This is a genomic window from Actinomyces sp. zg-332, from assembly GCF_011751945.2.
Lineage (GTDB): Bacteria > Actinomycetota > Actinomycetes > Actinomycetales > Actinomycetaceae > ZJ293.
In genome coordinates this window covers 1,275,524-1,293,336 of sequence record NZ_CP064951.1, presented here as the reverse complement: position 1 = coordinate 1,293,336, position 17,813 = coordinate 1,275,524, and the positions used below count along the sequence as shown (strand labels likewise).

8 protein-coding genes are annotated in these 17,813 nt (G+C 34.2%); 5 read left to right on the top strand and 3 right to left on the bottom strand.

All coding sequences use genetic code 11. The features are described 5' to 3' along the window. Window positions 1-9: 9 nt before the first annotated feature. A complete protein-coding gene (locus HCQ94_RS05180; RefSeq protein WP_166982427.1) occupies window positions 10-1,038 on the bottom strand; it encodes a lactonase family protein in 1,029 nt (342 codons plus the stop codon). 336 nt (window positions 1,039-1,374) lie between these two features. After that, complete coding sequence (locus HCQ94_RS05175) at window positions 1,375-2,937, bottom strand: aminopeptidase P family protein (protein ID WP_232525717.1); 1,563 nt, start codon at window positions 2,935-2,937, stop codon at window positions 1,375-1,377. A gap of 153 nt (window positions 2,938-3,090) precedes the next feature. Here HCQ94_RS05175 and HCQ94_RS05170 point away from each other — a divergent pair, with 153 nt between their 5' ends. Then, window positions 3,091-4,002: a PHP domain-containing protein gene (locus HCQ94_RS05170; RefSeq protein ID WP_166982423.1), complete on the top strand. Its 912-nt coding sequence runs from the start codon at window positions 3,091-3,093 to the stop codon at window positions 4,000-4,002. Next, window positions 3,990-4,640: a MarC family protein gene (locus HCQ94_RS05165; RefSeq protein ID WP_318272880.1), complete on the top strand. Its 651-nt coding sequence runs from the start codon at window positions 3,990-3,992 to the stop codon at window positions 4,638-4,640. The genes HCQ94_RS05170 and HCQ94_RS05165 overlap by 13 nt, the downstream gene beginning before the upstream one ends. Before the next feature lie 115 nt (window positions 4,641-4,755). On the opposite strand, the gene HCQ94_RS05160 is transcribed toward HCQ94_RS05165, so the two are convergent. Beyond that, window positions 4,756-4,977, bottom strand: a complete 222-nt coding sequence (locus HCQ94_RS05160) for a DUF3107 domain-containing protein (RefSeq protein ID WP_166978559.1) — start codon at window positions 4,975-4,977, stop codon at window positions 4,756-4,758. Window positions 4,978-5,111: 134 nt separating this feature from the next. Between HCQ94_RS05160 and HCQ94_RS05155 the strand changes: the two genes are divergently transcribed. The 3 genes from HCQ94_RS05155 (at window position 5,112) to HCQ94_RS05145 (ending at window position 17,359) form a co-directional block, all read left to right on the top strand. Beyond that, entirely contained in the window at window positions 5,112-8,807 is a 3,696-nt protein-coding gene (locus HCQ94_RS05155; RefSeq protein ID WP_166982421.1) for a PD-(D/E)XK nuclease family protein, read from the top strand. After that, window positions 8,800-12,327, top strand: coding sequence for an ATP-dependent helicase (locus tag HCQ94_RS05150; protein WP_166982419.1), 3,528 nt, complete (start codon window positions 8,800-8,802; stop codon window positions 12,325-12,327). Before HCQ94_RS05155 ends, HCQ94_RS05150 begins: the two co-directional genes overlap by 8 nt. A 295-nt stretch (window positions 12,328-12,622) precedes the next feature. Continuing rightward, entirely contained in the window at window positions 12,623-17,359 is a 4,737-nt protein-coding gene (locus HCQ94_RS05145; protein WP_166982417.1) for a SpaA isopeptide-forming pilin-related protein, read from the top strand. Window positions 17,360-17,813: the final 454 nt, after the last annotated feature.

The window sequence follows — 17,813 nt, the reverse complement described above, 5'->3', positions numbered from 1 at the left end:
TCCCCTTGATTATTTACTTTCTATAATTATGGATATAGCTTCTGGTATATAAACTGTGTCTGTTAAATTTGAAAGCAAGTTTTTTTCTATACTTATTGCTGATATGTTGTTTGTGAGTCTATTAGCTACAAATAGAGTATTCTCAGTTATTTCAAAGTCTCTAGGGTGTTTTCCCTCGCAAGTAGTATATTGTACTAGTTCTAGTTTTTCTTCATTCACATTGAAAACACTGACTACTTCAAGAGTTCTTGTTGAAATATACAGGGTTTTTTCATCTTTGCTTAGTCTAATTGCGGCACTATCTTTTAAATGTGTTTGTTCATTTTCAAGAATATTTGTTTTAGAAACAATTTTCATCAAAGAAGTATCCACAGTGTAAACTATGTTGTCTAGTTCACCTACTACAAATAAGTATTTGTAATCGGAAGTGAAAACTCCATGCCTTGGTCCGCAATTTGCTGGAAAATCAATATGACTTTCAATCTCTAGACTTTCATTTAAGACAATGATTTTGTCTAGGAAAAGACTAGGAACGAGTATTTTATCTTTATAGAAAAGAACTTGGTGGCAACCAGCTTTTTCTCGTATTAATGTTTTACGAAGTAGCTTCAAAGAGTTATCTTTTTCCAGTTTTATAGCGCTTAGCGTGCCTTCATGGTAGTTAGCTGTATAGAAAATGCCATTTTTATAGGTTATGTAGCAAGAAGTCGTATTTTCATAAGCTAAAGTCGACAAGCAATTTCCGTTTTTATCAAGCAGAACTATTCCGCTTTTTGTGTTTTGCTCCGTGGCAGACTTACTTCCACCACAGCACAAGGGTTCTGGAATGTCAGCATTTTGTATGTTACTTTGTGGAAAGTCGCAGACAGCTGCTATGTATTCGTTGTTTGTACCAGCAAAACACAAATACTTGGGGTTTAAAATTTCATAAAATAAGTTTGAAGATATAAAAGAGCTAGTTTCTTCGCTAAAGCTAAAAGTATAAATACCTTGGCTTTTGCCAGTTGTATATGTTCCAACATAGCCTACAATGGTCATGCCAATACTTTCTTATGTACTAATATGAATATTTTAATCAAATATTGCACTATATACACGGACAAAACTATTTCCACCACTTATTATTACATCTTTATAGATTTATAGATAGTTTTTCGTGTTTCTATCTATTTTTGATTTTAACGTGTTTCAAATTAGTACTTGATCAACAAGTGGTTTGAACAGCTACTACAATAACATTGCAATAAAATGATTGTCTAAAAGATAGTGTAAATAAAATAAAATGTTATAAAAATTTTAGATTAAATTAGAAAGGTGAGAGGAAAGGGTAATTCCTCTCACCAATTTGTTCAAAGGAGTAATGAAAATATATTATTATTTCATTAAGTCGGACATCCAAGTCTCGACTTCTTCTATTGTACGTGGAATATTGTCGCTCATGCGAATACATTTGCCCGTTTCGTCAATATAAAGGTCATCTTCGATACGTACAGCGTTACCTCTGAATTCTTCAGGAACAGTCAAATCGTCTTCGCGGAAATATAAACCTGGCTCAATAGTAAAGCACATACCTGGTTTTAATTCTGCATCCAAATACATTTCACGTCTTGCTAAAGCACAGTCATGTACGTCAATTCCTAAGTGATGGCTAGTTCCATGAACCATCCAACGACAATGGTACTGTCCTTCTGGCTTTAGAGATTCTTCAGCACTTACTGGTAGCAATCCCCACTCTTCAAGACGATGAGCTAAAACTGATAAAGCAGCAGCATGCATATCTCTGAAAATTACACCAGGTTCATTGGCTTTCTCAAAAGCAGCATCAGCAGCATCAAGAACTGCCTGATAAATCTTCTTTTGTACTTCAGAGAATTTACCAGTAACAGGTAGCGTACGTGTAATATCAGCAGTGTATAGAGAATCAACTTCAACACCAGCATCTACAAGAATCATTTCTCCCTCACGTACAGGACCATCGTTGCAAATCCAGTGCAAAGTGTTAGCATGATTACCACAAGCAGCAATAGTGTCGTAACCAGTACCGTTACCTTCTTCACGGGAAACAGCTGCAAAAGCTCCTTCAACTACACGTTCTCCACGGTGATGTTCTATAGCTCTAGGTAGAGATTTGATTATTTCTTCAAAGCCTTTTTTAGTTGTGTCAACTGCTAGTTGCATTTGCTGAAGCTCCCATTTGTCTTTGCATAAACGTAAAGTGGAAAGTGTTTCGTGCAAGTCATCATCTATAGCTGTGACTTTTTGACCGCGTACTTTGTTTACAAGTTCTGTAACTGCTGGGTCACTGTCAGCAACCACGCGTATAGTAGCTGATTCTGCTTGAAGTTTTAAGTCATTTTCTAAATCTTTAATATGAGCACAAGCAATACCTGTTTGAGATTCGATTTCTTCAAGGCTTGCTCGTACACCCACCCATAGTTCACCGTAACGAGAATCTGCGTAGAATTCTTCTGAGCTACGAGAAGCACGTGGGCGGAAATATAGTACAGCTTTATGGTTAGAATGGTTGCTTGTAAGTTCGTATGCTGGATTTGTGCTTAAAACTCCACTTGCAACGCCTACTCCAGCTTCTTTTGAGATAGGTACTAGCACTAGCACTGCATCAGGTTCTTGATCAGTACCCATACCAGTCATGTGAGCAAAAGCTGAATGGGGGCGGAAACGGTAATCGCAGTCATTGTTGCGTACCTTTAGTGGTCCTGCTGGTATTACTAAGCAATCACCCTCGAATAGTTGGCTTAGTGCTTCACGGCGTTTTGCTGCGTAATCAGCACTTTCTGCACGTTCAGGTAAGCCATCTGGTCTAGGTCCCCAGTTGCTACCTATAAACTCTTTAAAGTTTTCTGATCTTGGTCTTTGAGACCTGTTTGAACCACGCTCAGATAGTGGTTGTTCTTTGGTTTTGTTTGTTTTACTCATATAGCAATCATACATTTTATAGTCTGCTTTTACTACGCTTTATTGACCTTGCAAAAAGGATTTTTGATATTTTGTTTATAATTCATGTCTTTTATTCCTAAACCTAGATATTATGAAGGTAGTTATTACTGTTATAAATACTGTTGAGGAAAAATGCGTATTGATACTCATATACATTCAACTTATTCTGATGGACGAGATACAGTAGAGGAAATTTTTCGTTTAGCTAAAAGAATTAATTTAGATGCTATTGCTCTGACTGATCACGATACTAACGTTGGGTGGAATGAGGGATTTGAATATGCTGAAAAATACGGGGTAGGTTTTATTGCTGGGTGTGAAATATCTACCGTTTACAAAGGAATGAATCAGCATTTACTAGCATATTTGTATGACGAAAAGGATCCTTTACTTCAATCCATACTTATAAAGTCAAAGAATGCGCGCTTTGTTCGTTTTCAAAAAATGTGTGAATTACTGAGAAAAGACTATACTTTTTCACTACAAGATATTGTTGAAAGTACTTTTGGGACAAAAAGTTTTCAAGCTTTGGGACTGGAGAATATAGATTACGATTTTTTGAAACAAACAGGTATTCCTTTTGGTCGTCCACATTTGGCTGATGTACTTATTAAATTTGGTTATTTTAAAAATAGAGACGAATGTTTTTCCAATGTTTTGAATGCAGAAAGTAAATATTATGTCTCTTATAATCCACCTAATATTCTTGAAGTTATTAAGGCAGTTAAAAATGCTGGAGGATTTTGTGTACTAGCTCATCCTTTTTCTAAAAAACGTGGAAAAGAATTATGTTTTAAAGATATAAAAGAGCTAAAAAATAGGGGTTTGGATGGAATAGAAGTAAATCATTATGAACATGATTTGAAAGATCGTGAAAAAGCTTCTAGTATATGTATAAAATTGAGCTTGTTACAACTAGGCTCAAGCGATTATCATGGTACAGGTAAACCAAATCGTTTAGGTGAAAATACTACTGATTTCAAGTCAATATTAAAAATGGAAAAAGAAACATTTAGAAAGGTAAAATGGGGATGGAACAAATAATAAACGTTACCCTTTTGGGTACTACTTTTGCAACCCTGTTTGTTATTATGGACCCTCCGGGTGCTGTTCCTGTATTCCTAGCATTGACTGGTAATTATACTCATGAATCTAGAAAGAAAGCTGCTTGGCAGGCTTCTGTTGCTTCCTTTGGAATCATAATAGTATTCATGCTATTAGGTAGGTATATACTTAAATTCCTACAAATCTCACTTGCTTCTTTGCAGCTGTCTGGTGGAGTAGTATTGTTTTTGATGGCTATGACTTTACTAACTGGTATGGGAGAGGATAGTTCTTCTGATTCCAACGCAGGTGGTGGGACTCAAATCGCTTTGGTGCCAATGGGTACTCCTATGCTTGCTGGCCCGGGTGCTATCGTGGCTGTGATGGTTGCTGTGGAGTCTTCTGGTCAATCAGTAGGTGACTGGGTGGGCATTATTACTGCTGTAGTATTAATGCACATTATTATTTGGATTACTCTGCGTTTTTCTACTTTTATAGCTCGTTTTATAGGCGAAGGCGGAACTTTAGTTTTGACTAAGATTTCGGGTATTTTGCTTGCCGCTATTGCAACTGAACTTATAGCACGAGCAATTTTCTCTTATATTTACACGCAGTATGGTGCTGGGCTTCCAGTTTAATGTCTGAAAATAGTTTGAACTTATAATGGCTATTTTGTTCAATAAAATTTGAGTTTTAAAAACGAATAAGGCTGATAAATATATGTCAGCCTTATTTTGTGTACAGTTTAAAAGATTATGCTATGAAACCTAAAGGATTTGAGCGTGGTTGGTCAATACTAATATATGCAATTCGTTTTACTGGAATAAAATATTTTTGTCCTTTATCACTATCTATTGTTAATATGTCACCTTGAAAAAAAGCGTCATTTATAATTTTAGTTAGTTCATCCACTGTTTTATCAGTACTGATGCTTATATCGCGGTTGCTTTTATGAATTCCTATAACAAGGTTCATTTTTCCTCCAAATAATATTTCCAAGTATGACGCAATTATTTTATCAAATTCTGGTGCAAAAATTCTTCAATAACTACTTTTACTCTAGCAGTGAAATTTAAAAAATAAGCTAAAATTATTATGGTGGAGGTAAAATGACAGTTAGATTAAATTGTAAACAACAAGCCATATATGATGCTTGTATGAAAGGTGAAAGTTTTCTTGTAATTGGTCAGCCTTTGACTGGCAAAACTACTTTAGCGACTCAAATTTTTGCTTTTAAGATAAAAGAGTCTTTTACATCTGATGACTGTCTCATTTTAGCTCCAACGAATTCTCAGGTAAAACAAATAGAAAACATCCTAACTACAAGCGTTACTAGTGCTACAAAAGGTCAAAAAGTCAGGACCCCTTCTTCTTATGCTTTGCATATTAGTCAAGTATGGCATAACAAACGTAAAGATCCTATTCCCGATCCTGAAGTAACTTCTCTTGCCAAACAAAATATTCTTGTAAAAGAAGTCATTAATAGTAAATATGATGAGATAGCTGAGAATTTGCATACAGATTTTATATCTACTGAAGAATTTTTAAGGCTAACTGTAGATGCTGTAGAGCTTTGTGAGGACTATGATATAAAACCAGAACTACTTAAAAATATAGCTCAGAAAGTAAATAAGCCTAATTGGTATGCGCTCGGAGTTATTTTAGAAGAAATTGAACATAGGATTGATAAAGAGTCAAAAACTAGAACTCAAGGCAGGATAGTATCAGCTAACAGAATACAGCATTATGCAAGCTATTTGCTTAAAAATTGGGACAGTAAAAAACACGAAAATCAAGTGTATGCTGATTTGCCTTTGCCGAAGTGTATAATAGTTGAAAATTTACAAGATTATACTCAATCAACTTTTGATTTGATTAGGACTTTGTATGGTTTAGGAGTGCAAGTAATACTTACTGTCTCACCTGATCAGACAGTGCGTTCCAGTAGTATAAATGTTTCTAAGCAAATATTCGATTTGGCTAAAGAACTAGATGTAAAAACTGAAATTTTAGATGAACAGTACATTCCTTCGGATAAGATAAGTCAGTTACAAAAATATATTGCCTCACAAATAACTACTAGAACTTCTTTGCCATATAAAGAAACAAAAGTTGTAGATATATATTCTCAGAAAGAGTTAGATAAAGACTTACAAGAGGGAATACCTATTTCTGATAACAGTGCTGATATTAAAATTTTTGATAACATATACAATGAGCATAAATATATTGCCAGATGGATACGTGAAAAAAATATTATAGATAAGGTTTCTTTAAAAGATATAGCTGTAATTGTACCGAGTAGACAGGAAAAAAAATTTACTCAAACCTTGCTACATGAATATGGTGTAAGATGTGAAAATACTTATGAAAGTAAAATTTTAAGTAAATCACCACTAATTAGAGTTATTTTAGAAACTTGTATTTTCATTAGTGAGTTAAGCACGCTTTTGAAACGTAACAATATCAAGCAGATTGTATTAAAAACTAATAAAAATATTGCAAAAGAAAAACAGTTTTTATTGGACCCCATTTTTTGTGAAAATGTTATACAACTGATAAAGTCTAACCCTATCTATGAACAGAGTGTCTTTAAAATAGCAAATAGTTCTTTGGTCGATATAGATTTACAAACCATAAAAAGAATAGATTTGTTATTGCTAAGTAAAAAGATTAAAGATAGTGCCGAGAATAATGTAGCGGTTGATTCTGAAAAATCTAGACAAAGCGCTACATCTGGTATTGAAAGTGACAGTGGTGCAGAAAACAGTATAGAAACTGTTTCAGATAAAAATATGAGCACTAGGGAGAATGCTGATATTACTAATGCGTCTGCTCAGGATTACATACCTACTTTTGTGGATTTAATTTTTAGCAACGATATTCAAGAATTTTGTGAAGAAAATAAGAATTACTTGAATAGACGTTTGAGTGAACAGCTTGAGATTTTACGAAAAATAATAGTGAGTACTTTACAGGTACTTTCTGAAAGCCAATATAACGTTGAAAGAATATTATGGGCAGTATGGTCTGAATCTAAAAAAGATGTTTTTTGGTGTAACCAAGTACTCAAAGAAGAAAATGGGTATGAAGAATTAGATGAAAACCTTGACGATTTAATAGCTTTATTTGATCAAGCTTCTTGGTGGACTGCACGTCATCAAAGAGGCACAATTACAGGTTTTTGTTACGAAAAACTAGCTGAAGAAATAGAGACAGATACAGTTGCTAGGCTTGGAATAAGACCTGCTGGGGTTAGAGTTTTGACTCCTAAGGAAACTGCAGGAATTACTTATAAAAACTTAGTGATAAAGGGACTTGAAAAGAATAAATGGCCACTTAGAAGTATGGCTGATTACGTTTATGAAAAGAATTTGTTATCTCAAATATTTGATAAAGAAATGACTTTTGAAGAGCTAGAATCTGTATCACCGGTTTTACAAGCTGAAATTATTAACAAAGATAGTTGGCAAACACAGTTGAAGCTACTTTTACACTCAATTAGCAGATCTACTCAAAACTTGCTTTTCACTACTATTGATAATGAAGAAACAAGTCCATCTATTTTTATCAGAATGATTAATAACGTTTTAGATAGAGATATATATACTGATGATACAGAAGAATCTTTTAAGTGTGAGAAAGCGATTGATACTTTTGACTTGAAATCCCATGTTGTAAACGTTAGAAGACTGCTAAATCAGTATTTAAAAAATCAGGCAGTACCGTATCCTAAACAGTTATTAAAAGAAGAAAAAACGTTTAGGGAAAAACTGAAAAATCTAGATAATTTGGAAGAAGAACTACAATCCAATGACATAAATACAGTTGCTAAAGTATTAAACGTGTTACGTTCTAACAATATCGAGGGTACAGATTACGAAAACTGGTATCGCCAATTACCAATTACTAACTTCCAGCCGATTGTATTGGATGATGAAGAAATATACCTTTCTCCATCACATTTAGATGGCATACATGCTTGTCAGATGAATTGGGTTTTAGAAAGTAAAGGTGGCGCTGCTTCTCCGATTATTCAGGTACAACTAACTGGTAATATAATCCATGGTATTGCTGAAAAATATCCAAACATAACTGACGAAAATGGAAATAATTTAGAGACTAAAATAAGGCAGAGTTTAGATACTGAGATTGAAAAACTCGGCTTACCGGATACTCATTTTAACCGCAAAATTGTTCGAGATATGAACAACATGATTGATAGATATATTGAGTACATAAAACTACATCCTGAAAAGGTTGAAACAGAAAAAGTTATTTCAGGTAAACTCACCACAAGTGACGGTAATAAAGAATTTAACATTTGGGGTAGGGTTGACAGGATTGAACATGTTGAAGATGGAAAAGTAATTATAAGCGATATTAAGACTGGTAAAAGTAACTTGACCAAGGAAAAAGTAGTTGAACACACTCAGCTTGGTGTTTATCAAATGTTATTCAACTCTGATAAGAAAAACTCTGAAGAAACTCTAGGGGCGAGAATTATTCCACTAGGCACAGGAAAAACTTTACCTATTCAAGGAAAAATTGACTTTGATAGCTATAGACAGGCTTTGCAAGACTCTTACTTGGGTGAAACTTACGAACAAATGCGTAAGAATTCTTCCAAAATAAAATCCGAGTTGAAAGAAAAAGGTTCGAATACGTTTTTTTATTTCAAGCTTGAAGAAATATTGCAAGAGTCATTTGCAGCGCATAAGTCACCTATTTTACTTCACGATAAATCAGGTTTAAAGTGTAGAACTTGTGAAATAATTTTTGAAAGTGGTGCTGACGATGAGTGATATAAAATATTCAGCTGCAGATATTTCTAAACTGTTAGGAATGGATTATCAGCCCACTGACGAACAAACCAAGGTTATTGAGGCTCCGTTGGGTTCTCCTGTGCTAGTAATAGCTGGAGCGGGGGCTGGAAAAACTGAAGTGATGTCCTCAAAAATTGTGTATATGGTTACTAATGGTTTAGTTAAACCTAATGAGATTTTGGCTCTCACTTTTGCTAATAAAGCTACTCAAGAACTAGATCAACGTATAAAAGCTAGGTTGAATAAAATTAGACGTAATATGGGGCAAAGAATTAGCTATTTTGAAGAAGAATATAACACTCCTAAAACTTCAACTTATAATGCTTTTGCTTTGATGATTGTTCAGGATTATGGTTATAAAATAGGTATTTCTCCTTTGACTAGGCTTATTACTGATGGTGAAGTTTGGCAGATATTTTACAGGATTGTTCAAGATTGGCAAGAAGATTTACACGAAGAAGTTTCACAAAGTGATATGCCTGAGTATGCTTATAGGTTATATCAAGAAATTAGTGAGCATGGTTTGTCGATACAAACTGTTAAAGAAAAGATTACTAGCTTTGCTAAGGAACTAGAAGATAATGCTAAATCTAGAAATAAGTTTAAGATAAGTAGTAAAATAACAGAAATAACGGATTCTCTTAGGGCAAGAGTTAGTATTTTACCTGTAATTCAGGCTTATGTAGATTATAAAAAACAAAATAATTTAATGGACTTTGCTGACCAGTTAAGGCTTGCTATAGAAATAATAGACAGATGTCCAGAAATTGTGCAAGAGTATAAGAATAGATACAAGGTTGTATTATTAGACGAGTATCAAGATACTTCTTCTTCTCAAATAAATTTATTATCTAAGATTTTCAACGGGCATGACGTTATAGCTGTGGGTGATCCTAAACAGGCTATTTACGGTTGGCGTGGAGCAAGCATAGGTGCTATTGAAAATTTTGATGAAAAGTTTAGCTCTTCTAGTGCTAAAACTCGTTTTTTGACCCTTTCAGTGTCTTGGAGAAATAGTAAGAACATACTTGACTACGCTAATACTGTTTGTCAAGATTTGTATGATCTGACTGAAAATTATTCTTTTGATATGCCTAAGCTACAGCCTCATGAAAAAACAACTGATGGTCAAATAGTTGTGACTCAAGGCACAGATTTACAGGAATCTTTCGAAATAATAGCTAGATATATTTATGAAAATAAGTTACCAGATGAAAAAGTGGCTATTATTTGTCGTAGAAAATCTATTTTTACAAAAATACAAGAGGAACTTTCTAAACTGGGGATAAAATCACAAAAAGTTGGTTTAGATGGTTTACTCATGCAAAACGTTATACAAGATTTACTAGCCTTTCTAAGGGTTAGCGTTGACAATACCGCCAATAAATATTTGTTACGCATATTTGATATGATGAACTTTGGTGTTAGAGATATGTTTTTATACAACGAATGGACCAAACATATTTCTTTTGAACTTACAGGAGATAGGCGAACTTTAAATATTACTGATTGCTTAGAAATTTTACCTCAAACAGGTTGGTATCCACAAAAACTTGCACCAAATAATACTGTAAGTGTTAGTGAAGATAGCAGTAAAAATTCTAATGGCTTGTCTGATAAAAATGAAGATAAAAATGTAGACCAAAGCACGAGGGGAATATCTGCTGAAGCAGTGCGTCGCCTAGAATATATAAGTAAATGTGTTAATAAGATTAGACGTAATTTAAATTTGAGTCTTGAAGAACAAGTTAAACAGGCTATAAGAATCACAGGTTTAGATATTCAAGCAGAAGTAGATATAAACAATGACGAAGAGAATCTATCGTTGCGTACTTTCTGCGAGCTGGCTAGAAAATTTGATGCTGAACGCACTGAAGGTGCGGGCTTTGTCCACAATGGTAGTGATACCTTATTAGCTTCATTCTTGGGATGGCTGGACGCTACTGAAAAGATGCGTGAGAATTTATCTTCCACTATTTCTCCAGCTACTGCTGATACGGTACAGATACTTACAATTCATGCAGCTAAAGGACTTGAATGGGATACCGTTATAGTTCCTGAACTCATTGAAGGTAAATTTCCTAGTGTTAAAGGTGGCACTAGGTACGTTAAAGTCAGTGATTCTTTTATAAATCCTTATGAAAAATTTGTTTTAGCTTCAGGTTGGCTCACAGATAAAGGTAATTTGCCTTATGAACTGCGTGATGACGCTCAATATTTGCCAGCCTTTGATATGAATGCTTATAAAGAAGAGCCTACTTCTACTAAATATATTGATGAGTATCGCAAGGAAATTGGGCAACATTTACTTAATGAAGAGTTGCGTTTAGCTTATGTTGCGTTTACGAGAGCTAAGAAAACTTTGGTATTGTCAGCACATAATTTTGCTACGAATGTCGTTGATAAACGTAAGATTGTTTCAAGATATGTTTATACTGCTTTGAATGATTATGAAGGTGAAGTGTTTATCTCTCCTGAGTACTATAAAGATGTTCAGGTGAATCAAGAAAATATTTACTATAGAAGTCCTATAGTTTTGTGGCCTAAGCTAGATTATAACCGTATAAAAGATGAAATTTTTGAAACACATTACATTAATGTATTAGCAGATGTTGACTGGGAAAAATATCAGTTCCCTAATAACTATGAATTATTAAAACAGTATAAAGATTTATCCTTAGAAGAGTTTGAAACCGAATTTTTATTAAAAGGTATAGATAAAGTAGATTCTGATTCATTCGACAGTAAATACTATCAAAATGGTCTTTATGCTAATAAATATGTGTTCAACGAAGAAGTTTTTAATGAGTTAAAACTATTGCTTATGGAATTAAACAAGGATAGTTTTGCTTTAAACATAACTAAACCTACCCGTTTAGCGACAACAAGCCTGATAAAGCGCGTAGAAGATGAAGAAATGTATTTGAAAAATTTGAGACGACCACTTCCTAAATTGCCGTCTGAAGCTGCAAGACTAGGCACTATTTTTCATGATTGGGTGCAGTCTCGCCAATGGGATAATGAAGCTTTATTTACTTTAGATGAAGCTGGTGAAGGTCCGTCTTTGTCGAGTCAGGAAAAAACTAAGTTATCTAAGTGGAAGACTAACTTTTTGAACCTTAGCTTAGTTAGTGAATGTGAATTTGTTGAACAGGAAGAAGAATATGAGTATCCAGTATTATATATGGATTCTTCAGGTAAAAGTCTTATAGAGAACTATATTTGTCGTATTGATGCTGTTTTGAGGGACAAAGATGGCCAGTATATTGTAGTTGATTGGAAGACTGGTAAAGTGCCTCAGAGTGAGTCTCGTAAATCTTTGGCGTTACAACTAGGTATATATAGGTTGGTTTGGGCTAGTAATAATAATATTGATTTATCGCAAGTTAAAGCTTGTTTTGCTTATGTTGATAGTAGTGAAGTCATTTATCTTGATGATATTTTTGAGGGTGAATTTGATTTAGAGTATTTGAAGCGAATTTTGGTGCAGGGTATATAAATTCCAATAATTATAGGAATAGTATCCAATTTTGTTGTTTTTATCACAAGGATTTATTGTTTACTATTTCCATTATGGGCGATGTTCCGTTTTGTGATATAGTTCATGTTTACAGGCTTTCTTTAATTTTAAAGAAAAGTTTTTATGTGTTATAAATAAGTTTTGTTCATTACGTAACATTATTTATTCAAAACAAATGCCCTTTGCTGTGGAGTGAACTTTTTCTGGTTTACTGTTATGTAAAATATTGCATTTATGCGGGGGGGGGGATATTTAGGGAGTGAATATGCGCTTTATGCGGAAAATATTATCAGTGTTGCTGATATTGGCTTTAGGAGTAATAACTTATATTGCTCCAGCTTATGCCGATATTAAAAATGACACTTTAAAAGTAGATATAAAAATTATCAATATCGAAGGTGATAATTCGACTAATGACCGATCAGAGTATTGGGTAAATGAAAATATTAATGCTGCTGCTGATATTAATATATCGGGTGAAGGAGCTAGTTTATCTGAACCTTGGGCTAGAATTACTGTTCCAAAACTTAGAGGTAAAGTTTACAAACCTCAGTTTGTTGATTCGCAAAAAGCTTATCAAACTACTCACACACAAGATGGCAATAACTGGTATGTTACTTATAAGTTTAAGGAATTATCCGGTGGTAATCGTCTGACTTTCCCATTTCCTTTTAAATTTAATGAAACCCCTACACGTAATGGTGACTCCGTAGATGTAAAATTTGAGATTTTAGATGGAAATAGTAGCAATCCTAAAAACGTATTGTATTCAACGACTAAGACTTATACTGCTAAAATAGAAGAAGTTGAATATAATAATTCAATATTAAAATTTCCACATGCTACAAGGAATACATATACCAATAAATATAGCTTCTCATATTATGTAACCGACCCGTCTCAAAAAGATACAGGTAATAATGCTCGCGAGAATAAACTTAACGCTATTTCTTACTATGATTTACCATCTTTAACAACAGGTAGTGTTAGGTATATTACTCCTGAAAATATAAAGACTATTATTACGATACCAGAAGGTATTACTTTTGATACGGAAAAGAATCCTGGTTGGACTTATGATGAGAATACTCGTACTGCTGTTCAAACAGTTGTAAAACCTAAGACAACTGATGTTTATGTTAAAGATGGCAACGATAAAAAATTAGGATATAAGGCAGAACCTATTATTACATTTAAAAACACTCCTTTTGGTACTTACACTATTAATGCAAAGTATATTGTTGATTCTGGTTTAGAAACAGAACGTGAATTGCCTTCAAGGGATGTTGTATTTGATGTTGGGGTTAAGACTTTCCAACAATATGGCGGTATGTATATTTATAAAACTGGTCACGAGTTAAACTCAGAAAACCACGCTTACAGTTATGTAAATGATAAATACTATGTTACTGATGAAGAGTATTCTGATATGCAGTATGTATCAAGATTCTCAGCGTATAATAATGGTTCTTCTCCAACCGATAGCACAAATGGTATTGTTACTAATCTTTATAAGCTTACAGATACATTAGATGACGAACGTATACATTACACTGGTTTTAAAATCAACTTTGATTCAGCTACTAGTGAGGTTAAAGGGGATAAAACTGAGTGGCTTGAAAAACATAAGGCTCGTTTTAATGCTGCTAACTTTAAACTTTATGGTGTAAAAGATAATGGTGATCGTGTATTAGTTGCATCTAATATACAAATGGATACACGTGTAGATGTTACTGATTCTAATCGAGAGTTTGTAAAACTAGAGCTAGAATCCGATAACCCTTTCATGCTCGATAACGTGTTTGGTAGAATTTGCACTTATGTTGCTATAAATGATAAAGATAAAGCTAAATGGGATAACGGAGAATATACGACTCCTCAGAAAATTACTTCTGGAATTGAGGCTACTATAAAGATTGCTAAGGAACCTGATATGGATACAGCAAACCTTATAGTGCGCAAAGATTTGTCTAACAAAGAAAATTCTTATTTAAATGTCGGTGCAATAAGTCCTCAAGCAAGGATTTTCTCTACTGCAGATACGACAGTTGTATATAAAAAGAGCGGAAGTACAACATATCGTTTTCTTGAAGGCTCATTTGGGTTTGGTACTTGGGGACCTCTAAATAAACTAGAAAATGTAAAGTATGTTACTTTACTTCCTCCAGGTGTTGAATATGTGAGACGTGCTTCTGTCGCTCCATCAAGCCTTACCCCTCCTGCCCCTACAGTTATTCCTAATTATAAGAATACTGGTAAAACGGCTGTTATAACTGAAATGGGTGATTTAGACTTTGAAGTTCTAAAAACCAAAACCGTAAATGTTAGGTATGAATTAGAGCTTACTGTTCATGCTAGTAAAGGTAATAACGAAGTTGTAGACTATATAACTTATGATAATAATGCTTTAGTGAAACCTTTATATGCTTCTGAAGGGGAAGCTGATAGGTTGGATTTGGATGATGACGGTGATCGTGATGAAGTATTCCTTGCAAGGTCATCTAATATTAACTTTATCCCTCCACTAGAACTTGTTGTCACTAAGCAGGTTTCAAATAATAAGAATAACTTTAGTTTTAGTTCAGGTGTTGATTTTGGATCAGAATTTTTCTACAGAATAAGGATTTCCAATAACACTATTTCTGACGCTAGAATTGTTGATGTTCTTGATGTTTTGCCTTACGTAGGTGACCATGTCATTGTTGCTAATGATGCGGGTAAATACGTAAACCGTGGTTCAGTTTTTGCAACCACTCTTTCTAATAGTGTAGAGTCTGTGCCTGAAAATGCTGAAGCTTTGGAACTATACGATGTTTTCTATCAGCTAACACCACAAGGAGCTGACTTAGAAAGCGTTCGTGACGGAGCATGGGTTAGTGCAACTGACGTTCCAAACGGAGACTTCTCAACAGTAAAAAGCATAAAGCTAACCTTAAAACCAGGCAAAAAAATTGCTTCTAACCAGGAAGTAGGCATTATTGTTCCTGTTAGAATGCCAGTCGATAAGTCTTTGACTGAGAAAGATTTTGCTTACAATACATCAGCTATTTCAACTGACCGAATACTATTCTCAGAAGGAAATAAAACCAGCGTAACACCTAATAAGTACAGTATCAGTGGTACTTATTTCAAAGATTTCAATGCAGATGGACTCATTGGTGATACTGATGATAAAGTTGCTGGACGTCAAGTTGAACTAATTGATGCTACAACTGGTAATGTAGCTACTGATATTGATGGCACACCTATTCCTAGTGTTACTACTGATGAAAACGGTAAATATTCGTTCACGGTTTACAAGCAGGGTGAATATATTGTTCGTTTCGCTAAAGAAAACACAGAAACATTCACATCTGTAAATAACAAAAAGGCAAATAACAGCAATATTGAGACTTCAGCTGATGACCACGGAGATTCCTACCGTATTAACCTGACACCATTAATGTCAAAAGCTACTGTGAATGCTGGTTTGCTTTCTGATAAGCGTGATGTTGTTATTAGTAAGGTTTCTTCTGTTGCTGGTGAAAATGGTATTAAACCAGGCCTTGAGAACGTTGAATTCAAACTTTACTCAATGGCTGATGATTCTTTAGTTGCAACTACAACCACTAATGAAGTTGGTAGGGCTGTTTTTGCAAACATTCCTTTCGGTGAATACAAGATTGTTGAATCTCGTCCTTTACCAGGATATGAAGTATTAGAACCAAATGGTAGAGTTATCAATTTGACTAATGGAGATTTCCCTATACAGATTTTTGAAAACGCTCCTATAAAAGGTACAGTCACAGTTACAAAGACTGATAGCGATACTAATAGCCCAATTGCTAATGTCGTATTTGCTTTGAAGCAGGGTGATAACGAGGTTGCTACTGCTACAACTGATGCTCAGGGCGTTGTTACTTTCAGTAATGTCAAGTACGGTGAGTATACTTTGGTTGAGAAGACTCCACTTGAGGGTTATGTTGCTTCAACACGTACTGAAACAGTGAACATTGATAGTAATGGTAAGTCTGTTGTTTTTGCTGATTGGAAGAATACTAAGATTAAGGGTAGTGTTAGTGTTCTAAAACATGATGGTGATACTAATAGTCCTCTTGCTGGTGTTGTTTTTGCTCTAATGCAAAACGGTCAGGAAGTTGCTACTGCTACAACTGGTCAAGATGGTGTTGCTACTTTCAGTAGTGTTGTTTACGGTGCTTACACTGTAGTTGAAAAATCAACTCTTGACTCTCACGTTTTGAATACTGAGACTGTTTATAATGCTGATGTTCGCACTGATGGTGAGAATGTTTTCGTGAATGAAAACGATCCTCTTCTAAACTATGAGAAGAAGGGTACAGTCACGGTTACCAAGACTGACAGTGATACTAATGAAGCTATCAGTGGTGTTGTCTTTGCTTTGAAACAAGGTGATAAGGAGATAGCAACTGCAACTACTGGTCAAGATGGTGTTGCTACTTTCAGTAATGTTAAGTATGGTGAGTATACTTTGGTTGAGAAGACTCCTAAGGTTGGTTATGTTGCTTCAACACGCACTGAAACAGTGAACATTGATACCAATGGTAAGTCTGTTGCTTTTGCTGATTGGACTAATACTAAGGTTAAAGGTTCGGTTGTTGTTTCTGTTACTGACAAGGTTGCGGGTGCTCCTATTTCTGGTGCTTTAGTTGAGTTGAGGGAAAAGGAAACTGGTAAGGTTGTTTCTAGGGGTAAGTCTGATTCTGCTGGTAAAGTTATTTTTGCTGATGTGCCTTATGGTGACTATGAGGTAGTTCAGGTTGCTTCTACTGATAAATATATATTTAGTACTGATCCGATTTCAGTTTCAATTACTGAAAATGGTTCTGTTAATAAGGTATTTATTACTAATACTCTTAAGGTTGAGTTGAAGAAAGTTTCACGTAAGAGGTTGGTAAATACTGGTGTAGAGACATCTGCTTTGTATCTGATGGGTATCTTTGGAATTTTAGGGCTTGCTCTTATTGTTTCGAGGAAAAAGCAGAGTGAGTAGTTGAGTTTTTATACTCGTAGATAAGTGATAGGGTCAGTTATAAAATAAACTGACCCTACTACTTTTTATTTAAAGATTTAGTATAAAGCAAAAAAACTTGAGGATATAATATGTAGAACACTGTATTTTACTTATTCTTTTGTATGTAAAGTAAATATTTGTTACTTTATTCGGACAATTATTTTAAATACATTAAAGCAGTAAAGAAAATTATAATTGTTGTATTGGCGCTGTTTTTGAGGGTGAATTTGATTTAGAGTATTTGAAGCGAATTTTGGTGAGAGGTATCTAACTTTTAATAACTATAGAAGTTATATCTAGTTTTTATTATTTCGTTACAATATTTTAATATTTATTATTTCCATTATGAGTGGTATTCCGTTTTGTGATATAGTTTTTATTTGCAAAACTTTCTTTAATTTTAGAGAAAAGTTTTTATGTGTTACGAATAAGT

Bases quoted from the DNA above. Each gene is read 5' to 3' on its own strand.
- HCQ94_RS05175 (WP_232525717.1), bottom strand. From the start codon at position 2,937: ATGAGTAAAACAAACAAAACCAAAGAACAACCACTATCTGAGCGTGGT.
- HCQ94_RS05145 (WP_166982417.1), top strand. From the start codon at position 12,623: ATGCGGAAAATATTATCAGTGTTGCTGATATTGGCTTTAGGAGTAATA.
- HCQ94_RS05155 (WP_166982421.1), top strand. From the start codon at position 5,112: ATGACAGTTAGATTAAATTGTAAACAACAAGCCATATATGATGCTTGT.
- HCQ94_RS05180 (WP_166982427.1), bottom strand. From the start codon at position 1,038: ATGACCATTGTAGGCTATGTTGGAACATATACAACTGGCAAAAGCCAA.
- HCQ94_RS05170 (WP_166982423.1), top strand. From the start codon at position 3,091: ATGCGTATTGATACTCATATACATTCAACTTATTCTGATGGACGAGAT.
- HCQ94_RS05165 (WP_318272880.1), top strand. From the start codon at position 3,990: ATGGAACAAATAATAAACGTTACCCTTTTGGGTACTACTTTTGCAACC.
- HCQ94_RS05160 (WP_166978559.1), bottom strand. From the start codon at position 4,977: ATGAACCTTGTTATAGGAATTCATAAAAGCAACCGCGATATAAGCATC.
- HCQ94_RS05150 (WP_166982419.1), top strand. From the start codon at position 8,800: ATGAGTGATATAAAATATTCAGCTGCAGATATTTCTAAACTGTTAGGA.